Here is a 15,347-nt window from a genome sequence, read left to right as displayed (position 1 = left end):
ATTTAACAACCATCAGTTGTTTTATGCTTTGATATAATTTAGACATTTGAGATCACAGTGTCTATTTTTATAGAAATTTTATGGCTTGGAGATGATTTGACCATGAATCAACGTGAACGCTTAACGAAGCTATTGTTGAAGCAGAGCTTGATCCGCTTGCTCAAAGAGAAGAATATAAGCCAAATCAGCGTGAAGGAATTGTGCTCCGCAGCAGGCATCAACCGCTCCACGTTCTACTTACATTATGCCAATGCTTACGACCTGCTTGAACATGTTGAACAGGAGATTATTAATAATACGAGTGCCTATCTGGATAAAATTGAAGCGGGAAACAACGGTACTACTTATATCCTGGCATTTCTGGAGTACATTAAAAAAGATGAGGAGCTATTCACTGTCATGCTCCTCACCTCCAATGAAAACGTGTTATTTCCCAAACGCCTACTGAATGAAATCCTCAAGAATATTGATAGCCAGCTTCAGCTCAACGTACCTGAACGGTTGAAACGGTATACTTATACTTACCTGGTCAATGGAAGCCTGGCGATCATCCAGGAATGGATACAAGAAGGGTTCATCCTCTCCAGTAATGAGCTGGCAGAGCTCATCTTCTCTTTGGCCGACCATTCCTTATTGGCGATTACGCAGCTCAAAGAGAAGTGAGTATCTATTGAATAATCTAAGCAGCACTACGCTCCAACTCTTTCATTACCGATTCACCTTCAATGTCCAGATTAGGCAAAATGCGGTCCAGCCATTTCGGCAGATACCATGCGGATTTACCCATTAGGGTCATTACAGCCGGAACGATAAGCAGTCTGACTACAAAGGCATCGAAGAGAATACCAAAGGCAAGCGCGAAGCCCATCGACTTGATAATCGGATCTTCGGCCAGCATGAAGCCGGTGAATACGGAGATCATAATCAGACCCGCTGCCGTTACTACACCGCCACTGTGCCCCATTCCCGCCAGCACGGCTTGCTTGGCATCCCCTGTATGCTTGAATTCTTCACGCATCCTGCTAACGAGGAAGACCTCATAATCCATCGCAAGGCCGAACAGGATGCCTACAACAATGATGGGAAGAAAGTTTAGAACCGGACCAGCACCATAGAAGCCAAAGACGCTGCCCAGATGTCCATCCTGAATAACGAAGACGACAAATCCAAAGGTTGCGGCAAGGGAGAGAATAAAGCCCAGCACCGCCTTCACTGGCACCAGCAGCGAACGGAATACAACCATCAGCAGGAGAAACGCCAGTCCTACGATGATAAGACAGAATTTAGGCAGCGCATCACTCAGGTTCTGCGAAATTTCAAGATTAACCGCTGTGCCGCCTGTGACCATAAATTCCACATGGTTATTCTCTAGAATATCAGGAGCCTGATCTCTGATTGCATCTATAAGCTTAGTCGTTTCCATATCATGCGGCCCTGTCGCCGGGATAATATTAATCAGTGCAACTTCTCCAGACGGTCCGGGAATAGCCGGTGATACCGCACCTATATTGGGAATATTGCCCATTTTTTTTAACCCGCTTGATACATTGGTCATGAAGTCTCCTTCCCCTTCGGCAACGGCCAGAACAATAAGCGGACTGTGAAAGCCTTCGCCGTACCCTTCCGAGAGCAGGTCATACGCCCGGCGCTCCGTTTTTTCCGTTGATTTCACCCCGTCGTCGGAACTCCCTAACTGCAGATGTGAGAAAGGTAAGGCAATTACACCCAGCAAGATCATTCCCAGAATAACTATCGTCCAAGGCTTATTTGTTACAAAATGCCCCAGACGGTTCTTTTTTGTGTTCATCCGTTTACGGGGCTTCAGCCACTTGTTTCCGCTTGAAGCAGTGACCTTGCTCCCCACAGCGCTGAGCACGGCAGGAACCAGGATGATCGAGGTGAGCATGGCTAAGAGTACACAGAATGCACCTGCCAGCCCCATAGCTGTCAGAAACGGAATGTTCACGACAGCCAGACCGGCCAGTCCGATGATGACCGTAATGGCTGCGAAGACTACGGAGCTGCCTGCTGTAGCATTGGCGATTGCTATAGATTCCCTGCTGCTATAGCCCGCGGCCAATTGTTGACGGAACCTGGAGACAATGAAGAGCGCATAGTCTATACCCACCGCCAGCCCAAGCATAGCGGCGAGCGCCATGGAGGTTGAGGGAATATCCAGCATATTGGAGCCAATCATTACACCGAGTAAGCCAATCCCAAGGCCTACCACTGCTGTTGCAATGGGCAATACTCCAAGCAGGAAGGAACTGAAGGTGATAGACAGAACCAGGAAAGCGATCAGTACACCAATGACTTCGGACGGACCCATGATTTTCATCTGGACGTAAGCAGGACCCGTCAGCTCAGCTTGCCAATTGGAGAAGCGCATCCCTTCCGCTACAGCTGTGATATGGTCTCTGGAAGCTTCTGTGACTTCACCGGCAGGTATTTTGTAGGTGATGTCCATGTAGGCTATCGTCTTGTCCGCATTTAGCGACCGGTTATCATAAGGACCCGCTACGGACTTCACTTGCGGATCTTCCATAATCTCTTTTAGTGTTTTCTGCATGACGGCCTGAGAGGCTTCTGAGGACAAGGTTTGACCTTGTGGTGCTTTCATGACGAGCCGGGTTTGTCCCCCTTCTTCCTGCGGTCCGGCAAATTCTTTGTTTAACAGATCAATTGCTGATTGGGATTTCAGCCCTGGAATAGAGGTGTTGTCATTGAACGCTGGCCCCAAGCTAAGCGCAAGTATTGCAAATGCCACTAAAACTGCAAATCCCCCAAACATCACTGCTTTCGCATTGCGTGCTGACCAATGACCTAAACGGTATAAATATTTTGCCATTTCGTGTCCTCCCGACATCCTATTGTTGTTTATTCTCTATGTATTTAGTGTATAGGAAAAGCTTAAAGGGCGAATCGTACCAAGGGGAAGGCGTGGACATGTACTTTTGGGAAGTAACAAACAGCAAAAAAAGACACTATCCCGGCATATCCCGAGGCGGGAATAGCTGGATAATGTCTAGTGACTAGATATGAAGAATGCCCTGTTCTATGGCAGTAGCTACGGCCTGGGCACGTGATTCTACTCCAAGCTTACTGTAGATATTGGTCAAATGCGACTTAATTGTCCGCTCCGTAACGCCCATATCAAAGGCAATTTCTTTACTTTTAAACCCCCGGGCCACAAGCTGCAAAATAAGCAGTTCCTTATCCGTAAGGTTAACGGGTTCTGTATCCTTTGCCCCGGCAATTTTTGACCGTTCCTTTGCCGCGAATACTTTAGTTAGGATATCAGCCTGTAACAGGGTACTCCCCCGGATTGCCGATTCAATGGTCCGGAATAATTCGTCCCGGCTTGTATCTTTGAGTAAATACCCTTTGGCCCCAAGGGCCAGCGCATTGATCATTAATCCATCCTCATTGTAGGTTGTTAAGATGATTATAGGAATATTATATTGCTTAGCATTTATAGCCTTCAGGGTATCAAGTCCGCTCATCACAGGCATATTTAAATCCAACAAAATCACGTCGGGCACAAGTGTTTCCACTAAGTGAAGAGCAATCTGACCATTCTCCGCTTCACCAGCAATGCTAAAGCGTGGATCGGTCTCCAAAATCATTTTTAATCCTTCCCGTACCACTAAGTGATCATCTACGATAAGTATTTGGTATGGCTGCATATCCCGTCTCCTTAGCTCAATGGAACTTCTATTTGGATGCTGGTACCGCTGGACAGGCTCACAATATTGATTTCACCTCCGATTAAACGTGCACGCTCATATAAACCCAGTATGCCGTAATGTCCGGTGGTTTTCCCGATAAGTTTGGTATCAAAGCCCGCACCATTGTCCTTAATAACAAGCTGAATCCGGTTATTCTGCTCCAGAACACTTATCCATACCTTATTAGCTTTAGCATGCTTTGCTACATTCATTAAGCTTTCACTAATGATTTGCAGACTATGCTCCTTGATTGTTCCCGGCAGTAACGAGCTAATGTTAATCTGGTGAATAACATCAATTCCCGTTGCTTGATTAAATCTTCGTATTTCATCTGTAATTGCTTCTGTGAAATCGATCCCGGAAGCGGATTTCACCCGAAGATTATCAATTGCAAGACGAGCCTCCGCTAGTGTCCGCCGTGCCTGACGCATGGAGATCTCAACAAATTCTTGCGCCCTTTGGACCTTCCCTTGTGAAATATACGCATTGACTGCTTCAAGCTGCATGATCAGACCCGCCACTCCCTGAGCCAAAGTGTCATGCAGATCACGTGCCATACGTTGCCGTTCATTAGCAAGAGTTAGCTCCTCGACCTTTTGGTGTGCCTTTTCTAAATCCTCCAGAAAGACTTGGGTCCGAACCCGGGCATGTACCTGCCGAAAAAACAAAGAGGCGTATGCACCCACAATAATCAGCATTAAGAGGAATAATAGAACGAGTAGTATCGGATCATATTCGTTTCCTAAATAGAATAGCGCATAGGAGAACATCAAAATAGAGTATAGGCAAACCAGCACTATTGTCCGCTTCTGATAATACAACCCAATGCTTTGTCCGATGAGTACAGGAAACAAGCCAATGAGTACAGCAGGTGAGCTAATAGGCATCAGTAAAGCACAAGTGAAGATGAATATTCCTTGTACGATGAAATAAGCCCAAGTTTGGCTGAGGGAGATCTGGTACAGGCTCCAATGAAGAACGCCATGGAGAATATAAATTATAGTGAAAATTATAGTATTCAAAAAGACCAGGTCACTGGTACTTTGCAGAATCATGGAAGCAACGTAGACTAAAGAAACCCAGATAAGAATAGGTACCCGCGCAACCATCAATTCATCTACTCTGGACGTTCTCATTTCATCCCCCCATCCACATTTACTTGATTGTACTATAGATCAATAATTATAGAATCGTACGAAAGGGAAAGGGATATACTCGGCAGCCCTTTCATACTGATGAATTCTAGTTCACGTTAAAATAAAAGAGCATTGTAGTAATCCTACAACGCCCTCTTAATTCTAATGTAAAGCCCCTGCACTTTCGGTTCATTTGCTGTTCTGTCAGATCATTCTCGCCACTTCATGCGCTTCGCTGACGGCGTTTAACGCTCTGCGGGCACGCAAGGCATCACCGATCACATGAACAGGGATATCATGCTCATTGCAAAAATGCTGGAGCCCCTCATAGTTCCGTGACTTTGCCCCGATGGCGACAACTACGGAGTCACATGGGTACGTAGATACTTCACCATTGTTTTCAATGACGACTCCATGCTCAGTAATTTCAAGGCATTTGGTGTCGGTCATAAGCTGGACCCCTGATTCATGCAGGCTTTCCATGACACAGATCGAGCGTAGCTCACCCAAGTCTTTAGCTACTTTATCCAGCATTTCGACTACAGTGATCTTAGAAGCCTTACCATGAAGGTATTCGGCAACCTCAAGACCAACGAGTCCCCCGCCGACAATAACGACTTCTCCGGTAACAATGGCTTCTCCAGACAGTACATCATGCGAATTCGTAACCTTGGTCAACTGGCTTCCGGGAATTCTCAGCTCCATGGGAGCTGCGCCTATGGCCACAATCACTTCGTCCGGTTTGAGCTCTTCCAGGAGTGAAGCCGTAACCGGGCTATCCAGTCTTACCTCAATCCCCTCTCTGATTACCTGTTCTCCCCGGGATATAGCGGCTGCTTTCATCTCTTCTTTTCTTGGCGCTTCACCTGCCAGTGCAAACTGGCCGCCCAGCGCTCTTGCCGCCTCGCATACAATCGGCTGATGTCCTCTGCGCTTCAGAACCATGGCCGCTTCCAAACCGGCGATCCCGCCACCCGCAACCACGACCTTCTTGGGATGATCTGTCATCATCAGCTTGTATTCCGCTTCTCTGCCCAGAGCCGGGTTTCGTAAGCATGTAATGAACGGCACTTCACTTGAGACAAATCCGTCATAACAGCCCTGATTGCAGGCGACACATTGTACGATATCGTTGCTGTTGCCGGACTCTGCCTTCAGGCAGAATTCAGGGTCAGCAAGCTGGGCACGTCCAATCACCACCATATCTGCTTTGCCGTCCGCGAGGATTTCCTCTGCCTGGTCAGGGGCATTAATACGTCCTACCGCAACAGTCAGCATCCCTGTTTCCTGGCGGATTCTGGCGGCATTATCGACATTGAATCCTCTTGGCAGATCGATAGGAGGAACTTCATATTTGATTGCCGCAGAAGAGAAGTTTCCTCTGGAGACGTCAAGCGCATCCACTCCGGCAGTTTGTGCCAACTTACAGAATGCGATAACATCCTCTATACTCAGCCCGCCCTCCAGATAATCATCGTGAGCATCAATACGCATGAACAACGGCATATCTGCCGGAATGTTGTCGCGAATCGAAGTAATACATTCAATCAGGAATCTGGCTCTGTTCTCCAGGCTTCCCCCGTATTCATCGGTTCTCCGGTTAAAGAAGGGGCTCAGGAAGGAATGCGGGGTATAGTTATGGCCTGCATGAAATTCAATGGCATCGAAGCCGGCTGCTACTGCCCGCCGTGCTCCTTCTCCGAAGGCTTTGGCTGCTGCCTGCAATGTCTCAATTTCGGCTCCCGGAATGGTATATTCTGTACCAGGCACAGGCACGGGACTTGGAATAATAATCATCTGCTCCGGATCACTCGCAACGGCCAACCCACCCAGCCACAGCTGAATTCCTGCCGTGCCGCCTGCATTATGGATGGCCTCTGTAAGCTGCTGAAGACCGGGAATATATTTATCATCAGAGATGGCCAGGAACTTCTTAGGCGCAGCTGGCCCATATACCGAACATACCTCAGTGAAATTTAAACCGCAGCCTCCTTCAGCTCTGGCTACATGGTAATCGATAAGCTGCTGGGTAACGAAGCGTTCCTCAGTAGGCATTTTGGTTCCCATGGCCGGAAAGATAATACGGTTCTTCAACTCTAACCCTCTGATTTGAATAGGACTGAACAAAGCAGGATAAGCCATAACACATTCTCCTTCACATTCTTTTTCAAGGCCCGAAACTTTGTTATAAATTTCACATAATCAGTTCGACCTGATTACTGACACCTCAAATATACCTGAGAGAATGAGTTGTGACAATATGTTTAAAACAAATTGTTTGAATTTTCTACGACATTGTTCATACGATCTGTTAATCGGAAAATAACGAATCAATCAACAGGTTAAGGTAATCTATACGCGCTTCTTTGTCAGCCAGGAATAATCCATCTGTTTCCGTAATCCCTTCGTATTCGGTAGGATAATTAATAGATGAAGTGAAAATTAAATACTTGAACCTGAAGTTATCATCATCTTCTGGTATGAGATTACTTAAACACCCTTTGAGCAGGCTGCCAATCTCCTCTGACAGATCGATAACCCGTCTTGAGGTTTTATCATCATCTGAACATTCTAAGGAATGTGTGTAGATTACCCGGTTACCGGGAAAACGCAGCGAATATTCCATAATCTCATTGGCGGCCAGCAGCAGCTTCTCTTTGGGGCTGCAGGCTTCATCTCGTAAGATTGACAATACAGTAAGGATATTCTGGATGTAGAATTCCTTAACCAGATTGAGCATTTCCTCTTTACTTCGGAAATAATAATTGATGGCACTCACATTTACATCCGCTTCCTTGGCAATGGCCCGGATCGCGATATTGCAGCTTTTATTTTTTCCCATCAGGTACAGTGCACGGTCCAGTATACGTTCCTCAATATTTTTTAGCCCTCTCATAGGATCCCCTCCATTACTTCTCTCTTATGACATTATACTTACACGGGGATCTTGCAGCAATTACGGCTTGTAGTTGAAGTACAAAAGAAACCCAGAGTAGTGTAATATATTAAACTACAGTTCCTTCGTCATAAAACTACTATTCGGATCTGGGATATAATCTGCAAATGGCTCACAATAGGTGAAGCCGAAATCTTCATATAGCTTGCGGGCGGGTATGAATGAATCCATGGAACCCGTCTCCAGGCTGATCCGTTTGTATCCGCGGCTATTGGCAGCTTCAATAATATGAGCAAGAATATTTCTGGCTACACCTTTGCGCAAATGCTTCTTGGCAGTCCGCATTGATTTGAGTTCTGCATGCTCTGTGTTCAATTCCTTGATCGCCCCGCAGCCCAGAAGCTCTTCATCCTCCCAAGCGCACCAGAAGGTAATTTCCGGCTGCTTCAACCCGTCCAGATTAAGGGCATGAATGCTTTCTGGCGGAGAGTCCTCTGCCATTCCTTGCAGATGTTCTGCAATTAATCCAATCACCTGTGCCCCGCTCAAATCATCTACAAGAATCTTCACTGCAACCACTCCTACATTAATGTTAAGTATGAATTATACCTGTTAAACTTCTGTATTTTATATTACTCCCATGGCAGGTTTTCTGACAACATCTAAAATAAAAAAACCGCTAAAATAGCGGCTTCAATAGGACTATATATGTTCAACCTTACCACTCCGCAATGCTGCCGTCGCGGTGCCGCCATACCGGATTTCTCCAGCGGTGGCCGTCCTCCGCCATCTTCCGCACATACTCCTCGTTCACGGTAATGCCAAGGCCCGGTCCGGAAGGAATATGGACATGCCCGTCACTGTAGGCAAAGACGGACGGATCAGTGATATAATCCAGCAGGTCATTTCCCTGATTATAATGGATGCCCAGGCTTTGTTCTTGAATGACTGCATTGTAAGACGTTGCATCCACCTGAAGACAGGCGGCCAGGGCGATCGGCCCAAGCGGGCAATGCGGAGCGACTGCGACATCGAATGCCTCGGCCATGGCAAATATTTTCTTGCATTCCGTGATCCCTCCTGCATGGGACAAGTCGGGCTGAATAATGTCAACCACTCCATCCTTCAGCAGATTTTTAAATTCCCAGCGTGAGTACATACGTTCACCCGTGGCGATCGGAGTGCTGGTATGATGTGCGAGCTCCCGCAGTACTTCGTTGTTCTCCGGCAGCACTGGCTCTTCTATGAACATCAGACGGTAGGGGTCCAGCTCTCTGGCCAGTCCGCGTGCCATCGGTTTGTGAAGCCGTCCGTGAAAATCAACAGCAATCCCGAATTCCGGTCCGCAGGCCTCCCTAATGGCGGCGACCCGCTCGACGATAGCATAAATCTTGTCATGTGTATCAATGAACTGCATCTCTTCCGAGGCATTCATCTTAATCGCCGTGAACCCGGCGGCCTTCTTCTCCAGCGCCGCCTTAACAACATCAATGGGACGGTCTCCGCCGACCCAGGAGTACACCCGCATGGAATTGCGGCAAGCGCCGCCCAGCAGCTGGTACACAGGTGCATTGTAGATTTTCCCCTTAATATCCCATAACGCCTGATCAATCCCCGCTATCGCACTCATCAGTATAGCCCCGCCACGATAGAACCCTCCCCGGTACATCAACTGCCATAAGTCTTCAATCCGCTGGGGGTCCTGCCCAATCAAATAATCCATTAGCTCTTCCACTGCGGCCTGCACCGTATGCGCCTTGCCTTCGACCACCGGCTCCCCCCAGCCGGATAGGCCTTCATCGGTTTCAATCTTCAGAAACAGCCAGCGGGGAGGAACGATAAAGGTCTCGAATCCGGTTATTTTCATGGTTTTTTTGCTCCTTTGGTGTTGTTCATTCTGGCTTTACTGACTTCCTTGGCAAATCGGCGGGCCGTCTCTGTGATCTTCCCATAGTCGCCCTGCTCCACTGCTTCCCGGTCAACGAGAGCGCTTCCAAGACCGACGGCAACGGCTCCGGCGGCAATGAAGGCTCCGGCATTCGCAAGGGTCACGCCTCCTGTCGGCATCATGCGGATGTGGCCAAGTGGCCCCTGAAGTTCCTTGATGTAGGAGGCACCGAGTGAACCGCCCGGGAAGACCTTAAGCAGGTCTGCACCCGCTTCGTGCCCTCTGACCACTTCGGTCGGTGTCATCACACCTGGAATCGAGATTCGCCCGTGCTGTAAGGTCAGTTCTACAATCGCCTCATTCAAATTTGGGGAGAAAATAAAATCGGCTCCCGCCGCGATCGCCTGCTCGGCCTGCGCCAGCTTCAGTACGGTACCCGCCCCCACCAGCAGGCGATCTCCATATTTCGCCTTCATGTCCGCGATCAACCGGTATACCTCCGGGGTATCGGCTGTAATCTCCAGCGCTCCGACACCGCCGTCTGCCAATGCCGCAGCAATGTGCTCCACCCCTTCAGGCGGTGGTCTGCGGATAACGGCGACCAGCCCGGAGGTTAACAGCTGCTCAATCTGTCTATCTTTGTCCATTTCTTCTTCCTCCTTGGGAATGCGCTTCAGTTACCGGATAATATCCTCTATGCCGGTTCCCCCGGCCAAGAGAAGATCCACATCCTGCCGGGCCGGGAGACCTTCCACATCGCCGCTTACCCCCACAACAATGGAACCGACAGCGTTACCGCGACGTACGGCACCAGGTAGATCCTCCCCCTGCAGTAAACCGCTGATAAAGCCTGCGGCAAAGCCGTCACCGGCACCCATCGGATCAATGAGCCTCTTCACGGGAAACCCTGGTTCAGTTCCAGAGATTCGTCCGTTACTGTAATAAGCCCCGTCCGCACCGAGCTTGATTACAGCAGCACTTGCGCCGGATTTCAGCAGACGATCTGCGATGTCTGAAGGCGTACTGCATTCTGTCAGGAACTGCCCCTCATCTATGCCGGGCAGCACGTAGTCGGCAAGAGCCGCGATTTCGTTAAGAACACGATAAGCCTCATCTCGGTTCCACAGCTTCCAGCGGATATTGGGATCGAACACAATGGCCGTACCGTGTTTTTTGGCCGCTTCGAGGGCCCGAAAGGTTAATTTCCTGCATTCCGGGCTAAGAGCTGGCGTAATGCCAGTAACATGCAGGATGCGGGCACCTCCAACATATGCCTCACTAAGCTCATCTTCTTGCATCAGGCTGGCCGCCGATTGTTTGCGATAGTAGTACACCTGTATTTGGTCCGGGGAGATTTGTTCTTTGAAGAATACTCCCGTCGGCGCTTCAGCGGTAACCCTGACTTCGGAAACATCAACGCCATGTCCTCTTACGAACTGCCTGATATACCGGCCAAACGGATCATTTCCGAGCTTGCTGAACCAGCCGACGGTGTGTCCCATACGGGCGAGCCCAATGGCCACATTAGTCTCAGCTCCGGCAACATGCTTGTGAAAACCGTTCACATACTCCAGGGGAACCATCCGGTCCGGTGCCAGAAGCACCATGGTTTCCCCAAAGGTTACGACCTCCATTGCCCCTCCTCCTTCTGCTGATTCTTCACTCATTGAGTCTTCTTATAAAGATCGTATCTTTACGAATGATTATATGATATAGATATGATCTTTATGGTGAAATCATATTATCTTGTTCTTCACTAGTCAATACTAAATCAATATTCAGACGTCTCAGTTTATTGTCACGAAGCTCTTATGCTAGAATGAATGTATTCCAAGTCAAAGGGACGGCTAACTATGAAACAGAATAAACAAACCGCGTTTCAAGCTACAATAGAGCTTATGAAGCAGAAAATTATAGGTGGGGAATGGGCTCCGGGAGACCGGCTTCCTACTCTTCAGCAGCTGGCTGTTGATTTTTCGGTTAGTGTCACTACAGTACGTGAGGCGCTGCGGATATTAGAGAGTCAGGGGAATGTCAGCATTGAGCACGGGCGCGGGATGTATGTGCGGAATGATCCGCTGCTGCTGGATGATCCGGCGGTCGCCTTAGAGGAATTAGACAACATTTCGATCGTGGATCTGCTGGAAGCCAGACTGCTCATTGAGCCGGAACTTGCCGCTTTAGCCGCGAAGCGGGCCGATGAGGATCAGATCCGCCGGCTGCGGGTACTGGCAGATCGGATGGTGCAGCAAATGGAGGAAGGCGGCTCCTTCTTCGAGACAGACCTCGCCTTCCATCAGTTAATTGCCGAAGCGGCAGCGAATCCGGTAGTGGCGCGGATGCTGAATTCGATTCTTCCATTACTAGCCGAAGGACGCAAGCAGACCAATACGCTGCCCAATATGCGGACCAAGGCTTCCAATTATCATGTTCTGATCGCCATTGCCATCGAGGAACGGCAAAGCGAAACCGCCCGGCAGCTCATGGAGAGCCATATTCAGAGTATGCTGACCACCCTTAAGCAGTAGATTCTATCAGAATACAAAAGAAACCCAGAGTCTTTAAAAGACCTGGATTGCTCTATTGAACAATTATCAGAGGCAGAATGAGCGCTACGCCCGCAGCTTGAATGACCCGTGCAATCATGAGTAACTCAAATCCCGGGGAAACGGTCGCCACCGCTGTGCCGAGTAAAGTTAATAGGAGCGAAGCCGTGAACAATTGTCTGGTTGAAAACCATTGGAGTAACAATCTGGATACCGGAACCAATATGCCGAGGGTCAGTAAGTAACCAGTCGTCAGCCATTGGGCCGTTGCGGCGGTGATATGAAACAGGTTGATTAAATCGCTGAGCACTACGTTTAGAGCCGTCTCGTTAAACATCCCAATAAATCCGCTTAATAGTAAGGATACCATGATCGGAATAACTTTATATTTTTGCACTGCATTATGCTGTGCTTATGCCGCTGCTTGCATATTCTCCACTCTCCAATCCATAATTTAGATTTTAAAGGCATGAGATATCTTTAATAGACTTAAAAAAGAAGTGTAATCTCCATGAAATCACTAAGGTTTAGCGAGGTTCATTTTCGGCGGGATATACCCGAGCTGCCTGCCCATTTTTACAATTTGTCCTCTATGATGAAATTCGTGGGTGATAGTGTGCGAAAATAACCATAATTTGGTTAACTCTACACTGTCACTATGCCAGGATGCTGGAACGGTAGGATCCCATTTGTTTTTAAAGTCATTTAGGAATTCATAAACTAGTTCATCCGTGTTCTTAAACATTTCACGCATTTTCTGTACATTGCCAATGGATTGCGGGTTTACTTTGGGAAGTGATTTACCAAGGGCACGAATCCCTAACCATATCTGATAACAATCGGCTACATGAGCATGCAGACTACGAATAGAAACTCCGCCGAAGGTTTCTATTTCTTTCACATAATCTGTGGGGGACTGCTGCACACTCATAGGTTTTTGAGGAGTCGCTGCAGTTAGAAAGAGCATTGTATGGAGAACATAATCGGTTGCCTTTGAGAACTTCATTGATAATCACCCCAAACAAGGAGTATAGATATCTATAATAACTATTATGTTTGATTACGTCAAGGATAAATGTGTTAGTATCATTTGTTTCAACTCTCAAACGAAGGTTATTTAAAATCAGTTCGAAAGCTGATGTCCTTGTTCGCTTTCAGTTCTTCACGCAATTGATCCAGCTTCTCGGACGCTCTCCGGTAAGCATCGCTTCCCAAGAACAATTGGACCGGGGGATTCGGAGATTCCGCCAGATCGATGAACACCTCTGCTGCTTTTTCAGGATCGCCAAGCTGCTTGCCGTCTGTCGCTACGAACTGGTTGTGCCCAGAGTGAAGCTCGCTGTAATCCTCAATTTTATGGGCAGACAGAACCAGGGAATCTGACTTATTGAACTGGGTTCTAAATCCCCCGGGTGCTACTGCCGTCACTTTGATGCCCAGAGATTGCACATCCTGAGCGAGCACCGCAGTTAATCCCATTAGCGAGAACTTCGTGGCAGCATACACACTCCAGCCCATATGCGGAGCGAAGCCGGCAATTGAAGCAATATTGAATATATGCCCTGAACGCTGCTTCCGCATATAGGGCAGTACACTTTGAATGACATGAATCGGACCAAATACATTGACTTCAAAGTTTGCCATGATTTCCTTCTGCGACAACTCCTCGATCGCACCGCCGATGCCATAGCCTGCATTGTTAACGGCCACATCTATTTGCCCGAACTGCTCATACGTCTTATTCACAGATGTCTGAATCGAACCCGCTTGGGTCAGATCAACCGCGAGCGGCAGGAATCGCTCTTCCGGCACTTCACCCACAGCTTGCTTTAAATCGTCTATATTACGTGAAGTTGCAGCGACTCTATATCCGCGCTTAATCAATTTTCTCACCAGGGACAGTCCCAGTCCTTTCGAAGCACCGGTCACGTACCATACTTTAGCATGCTGCATATTTTCCCCTCCAATGGATAATCGGTATTGCGTAAATAGGCAATGGCTACAGATCTGTCGGAACAAACCTATTATGCTCCTTCCAGGCTAAATTCCGTTAGAATATTACTCCCACATTCTTGCCTATTATTCTCATCCGCTTAACAAATACAGTTCAAGAATATATTATGATTAAAAGAGAAAACAGCAATGAGAGGGATGCACATGTTAGATGAGGCTCAAAAAACATATTTCAAACAGTTGGAACTTGCGCAACTCGTTGAGAAATTCTCTGGTGCAGACGGCGAACATGCTACCCTGATCCCCTCATTGCATCTGGTCCGCGATTCCCGCTCCGAGGTTCCGATATGCAGAATTCAAAAACCTTCGCTATGCATTGTAGCTCAAGGTGAGAAGGTGATCATGCTCGCAGATGAGCGCTACAAATACGGGGTATCCGATTACCTGGCGGTGTCCCTGGATGTACCGATAACCGGCCGGGCCACTCAGGCCTCTCGTGAATCCCCCTACTTGGCGATTCGTCTAGATATAGAGGCCAGCCAAATTGTTCAGATTATGAAGGAGACGGAATTACTTCAAGGCAGAACCAATAGATATCACAGAGGGCTATTCGTAGGTACAATGAATAATGCTCTCCTCGATGCAGCCGTCAGACTGGTAGGCCTGTTAGAGACACCGAAGGACATTCCGGCACTGGCGCCCCTCGTCATACGTGAGATTTATTACAGACTCCTTAGCGATGATCAAGGGGATGTGTTCAAGCAAATTGCCATGGCTGGAAGCAACTACGCCTCCATTGCCAAGGTGGTCGAGCGGATCAAGAGGGAATACAACCAGCCGCTTCGCATCGAAGAATTAGCCGAACTGGCGAACATGAGCTCCTCCTCATTGTATCGTCACTTCAAAGAAGTGACCGCCATGACTCCGGTACAGTATCAGAAGCAAATTCGACTGCAGGAAGCGCGCCGTCGCTTGTTAACCGAATCTACCCATGTGGCAGATATCGCATTCGAGGTAGGCTATGAGAGCCCTTCCCAATTCAGCCGTGAATATGCGCGCCTGTTCGGCTTCTCTCCGATGAGTGATATCAAGCAGTTCATCAAATAAGATCAGGCTGCCCGGTAGTTTAACGCCGGAGTCAGTCTGCACCTTTATTTATTCGGAAAATCAACTAAACAAAAGCGCTAACACTGTTCCGTC

The 15,347-nt window shown here is 48.1% G+C and carries 14 protein-coding genes and 1 pseudogene; 3 read left to right on the top strand and 12 right to left on the bottom strand.

The features are described from left to right. Window positions 1–102 precede the first annotated feature (102 nt). Window positions 103–663: a TetR/AcrR family transcriptional regulator gene (locus MKY86_RS15235; protein ID WP_076075144.1), complete on the top strand. Its 561-nt coding sequence runs from the start codon at window positions 103–105 to the stop codon at window positions 661–663. 16 nt (window positions 664–679) lie between these two features. Here the strand turns inward: MKY86_RS15235 and MKY86_RS15230 are convergent, their stop codons facing one another. From MKY86_RS15230 to MKY86_RS15190, 9 genes are all read right to left on the bottom strand, one after another. Then, entirely contained in the window at window positions 680–2,767 is a 2,088-nt protein-coding gene (locus MKY86_RS15230) for an MMPL family transporter (protein WP_340827140.1), read from the bottom strand. Window positions 2,768–3,032: 265 nt separating this feature from the next. Continuing rightward, window positions 3,033–3,686, bottom strand: coding sequence for a response regulator (locus MKY86_RS15225; protein ID WP_076075150.1), 654 nt, complete (start codon window positions 3,684–3,686; stop codon window positions 3,033–3,035). Between the two features lie 11 nt (window positions 3,687–3,697). Then, window positions 3,698–4,864 (bottom strand): sensor histidine kinase, encoded by a 1,167-nt coding sequence (locus MKY86_RS15220; protein ID WP_076075153.1) that lies wholly within the window; start codon window positions 4,862–4,864, stop codon window positions 3,698–3,700. Between the two features lie 204 nt (window positions 4,865–5,068). After that, window positions 5,069–7,006, bottom strand: coding sequence for a bile acid Fe-S flavoenzyme BaiCD (gene baiCD, locus MKY86_RS15215; RefSeq protein WP_076075155.1), 1,938 nt, complete (start codon window positions 7,004–7,006; stop codon window positions 5,069–5,071). 169 nt (window positions 7,007–7,175) lie between these two features. Beyond that, entirely contained in the window at window positions 7,176–7,760 is a 585-nt protein-coding gene (locus MKY86_RS15210) for a TetR/AcrR family transcriptional regulator (RefSeq protein ID WP_076075158.1), read from the bottom strand. A 114-nt stretch (window positions 7,761–7,874) separates the two neighbouring features. Then, complete coding sequence (locus MKY86_RS15205; protein WP_076075160.1) at window positions 7,875–8,330, bottom strand: GNAT family N-acetyltransferase; 456 nt, start codon at window positions 8,328–8,330, stop codon at window positions 7,875–7,877. 148 nt (window positions 8,331–8,478) lie between these two features. After that, window positions 8,479–9,627, bottom strand: coding sequence for a galactonate dehydratase (gene dgoD / locus MKY86_RS15200; RefSeq protein WP_076075163.1), 1,149 nt, complete (start codon window positions 9,625–9,627; stop codon window positions 8,479–8,481). Further along, complete coding sequence (locus MKY86_RS15195; protein ID WP_076075165.1) at window positions 9,624–10,295, bottom strand: bifunctional 4-hydroxy-2-oxoglutarate aldolase/2-dehydro-3-deoxy-phosphogluconate aldolase; 672 nt, start codon at window positions 10,293–10,295, stop codon at window positions 9,624–9,626. Before MKY86_RS15195 ends, dgoD begins: the two co-directional genes overlap by 4 nt. A gap of 30 nt (window positions 10,296–10,325) precedes the next feature. Next, the gene (locus MKY86_RS15190; protein ID WP_076075168.1) at window positions 10,326–11,282 is read right to left on the bottom strand and encodes a sugar kinase; all 957 of its coding nucleotides are present in this window, start codon (window positions 11,280–11,282) and stop codon (window positions 10,326–10,328) included. Window positions 11,283–11,501: 219 nt separating this feature from the next. On the opposite strand from MKY86_RS15190, the gene MKY86_RS15185 reads away from it, so the two are divergent. Continuing rightward, the gene (locus tag MKY86_RS15185) at window positions 11,502–12,176 is read left to right on the top strand and encodes a FadR/GntR family transcriptional regulator (RefSeq protein ID WP_076075171.1); all 675 of its coding nucleotides are present in this window, start codon (window positions 11,502–11,504) and stop codon (window positions 12,174–12,176) included. Window positions 12,177–12,240: 64 nt separating this feature from the next. Here the strand turns inward: MKY86_RS15185 and MKY86_RS15180 are convergent. The 3 genes and pseudogenes from MKY86_RS15180 to MKY86_RS15170 form a co-directional block, all read right to left on the bottom strand. Further along, window positions 12,241–12,564, bottom strand: a pseudogene (locus MKY86_RS15180) (MFS transporter); the annotation flags it as partial. A gap of 150 nt (window positions 12,565–12,714) precedes the next feature. Further along, window positions 12,715–13,200 carry a DinB family protein gene (locus tag MKY86_RS15175; RefSeq protein WP_340827138.1) on the bottom strand — a complete coding sequence of 162 codons (486 nt, stop codon included), beginning with the start codon at window positions 13,198–13,200 and terminating at the stop codon, window positions 12,715–12,717. 107 nt (window positions 13,201–13,307) lie between these two features. Then, window positions 13,308–14,147, bottom strand: coding sequence for an SDR family NAD(P)-dependent oxidoreductase (locus MKY86_RS15170; protein WP_076075176.1), 840 nt, complete (start codon window positions 14,145–14,147; stop codon window positions 13,308–13,310). 198 nt (window positions 14,148–14,345) lie between these two features. On the opposite strand from MKY86_RS15170, the gene MKY86_RS15165 reads away from it, so the two are divergent. Further along, entirely contained in the window at window positions 14,346–15,254 is a 909-nt protein-coding gene (locus MKY86_RS15165; RefSeq protein ID WP_445669932.1) for an AraC family transcriptional regulator, read from the top strand. Window positions 15,255–15,347: the final 93 nt, after the last annotated feature.

Source organism: Paenibacillus sp. FSL R7-0333 (assembly GCF_038000365.1).
Taxonomy (GTDB): Bacteria; Bacillota; Bacilli; order Paenibacillales; family Paenibacillaceae; genus Paenibacillus_AQ; species Paenibacillus_AQ silagei.
This window is presented reverse-complemented; position numbering and strand designations above follow the sequence as displayed.